General features: G+C 51.0%; 1 protein-coding gene. It reads left to right on the forward strand.

The window, feature by feature from the left end; translation table 11 throughout:
• Nucleotides 1-1,520: hypothetical protein (locus D8U61_RS27770; protein ID WP_177433315.1), on the forward strand; the 1,520-nt coding region annotated here is incomplete at its 5' end.
• Nucleotides 1,521-1,959 lie beyond the last annotated feature (439 nt).

The raw sequence follows: 1,959 nt of genomic DNA on the forward strand, positions 1-1,959 counted from the left end.
ACCGGGTTAATAATTTCCCGGTTCCAGAGGCGCCGTGGTCGAAAGTCACCTATGTGAATGTGGACCTGAGCATCAGCCGCTTGCCGGCGGCAACAATCTGGGTCAACAACCAGAACGTGACTACCATCGACCTGAAGGTACTGGGCACTAGCGACGCCGATGCACGGGTTTATTTCACCCCGCCGGATTTCCAGATTGGAGACGAGGTCGAGCTAAGGTGTACCGGCCAGACACCTGAGGGAGTACCTGTCACGATCGGACCGTTGGTACACACGGTCGGCGCCGTGCCTGGGCACTTCGATTTCAAGCTGGCCAATGCCTCGATCAGGGCCATGGTCAATGGCTCGGCCACGACCAACTACAAGTTACTCCGCGCCAACGTACCTGCGCGTCCGTCCAATGACGTTGTCGTCACGGTCACCGGCGAAGTCAGTCAGTTGAAGCCGCCAACGGTTGTCGAGGCGCCGGATTACAAACTTGACCCGAACCGGCATCAGAATGGATTCACCGTGGTGTTTGACACCGCCGCGTTTGGCGCAAATCACGAGGTAAAACTGGAAATCGCCGGCAGACCCGGCGCCGGCTCAGTACCTCCCCAGCAAAAGCCGGTGGCGGGACAGTCGAAAGTGCAATTCGACATTGATTTCTCCGTCACCGGGGCAAATCTGCAGCGCACTGTAGAGCTGATATACAGCCTGATCGTTAATGGACAGCCGACGCCGGTGCAGAGTGTGACGCTGGTGATTGGCGAGTTGCTGCAATCGAGCATGCCGATGCCGAAGATCGAGGGGTTTGATGGTGAAGTGCTGGATGTTGGGTTGATCAAGGATGACACGAAGGTACTGTGCGGAGCTTGGCCGTTTCAGCGGATGGGGTTACCGATTTGGTTGGAGTATGTGGAGACGTTTGCGGGGGGTGGGGAGCGGGTCAAGCAGCAGTTTGTGGGGGCGGCGCATGATCAGGAAGTGGGGTTAAGTTATCTGGCTGAGGTGGAGTGGTTGCGGGGGTGTAAAGTTGACTCCAAGCTATTAATAAAATTACGTATCGGCTTCTTTGAAGTTGCCGCCGTGCTTGATGCCATAAGTTGCCGCATAAGGTGCTATGGAGTACATAGAGAATTGTCGGATCTAACTGATTTTACAGATTACAATTGGAATTATTGGCTCATCGAGTCGCCAATCTGGACGTCACGAATAGTCAAGGCAGGTGAAGAATACTTTCTTGAATCTTTCAATAACGGCTATGACGGCCACCAGATAACCATATACAAATTATTCTACGATATTATTGTCGACGCTAAATATGAACTTAGCTTTGATTATAAATCTTCAAACCAATCACTTCTCAGGCTATTTCAAGACAATGCACTCACTTTTTCTGGTCATTATCCTCAAACTAATGGCTGGCAACATGTCGAGTATAAATTTAGCTTCAAACAAGCAACTGTCAAACTATCGTTTTGGTTTGGGGACAGCAAAACCGTCGTGCAAGTGGATAACTTGAAGATACTAAAAATTTAAACCCTTAAACAGTCATCCACAAAATTTGGCCGTCGCAGTATTATTAGGTCACAAATGCTTTTTATTCCGAGTTTAAAATGGGCATCTGTCGTGATCGTTCTTCAATAATCCCGCAGCACGTGGCGGTCAGTTCCTGGCAATCCGCCCATAGATCTCGCGTTTTAAGCTGCTAACGGTACGGGATCAAGCCAACCAAGTAAACGATCGCAGCCTTCGGCATTTTCTAGGAACTAATTGAATTCCAATGAGATACCGAAGGCGGCGATCTTTTGGTCTTTCGGCTTATCATCGCCAGTGCAGGACTGCCACTCATCGGAAAAACGCCCACACCTGTCAGATCTGACAGGTGCGCTCTGCCCTCAAATCCGCTTTCATGACTCCAGCGCCTGGCACCTTGCAACCGGGCCCATAACGGAGCACTGCCATGAGCCAGCCGCTG

Source organism: Pseudomonas sp. Sample_14, from assembly GCF_004307515.1.
Classification (GTDB): Bacteria; Pseudomonadota; Gammaproteobacteria; order Pseudomonadales; family Pseudomonadaceae; genus Aquipseudomonas; species Aquipseudomonas atacamensis.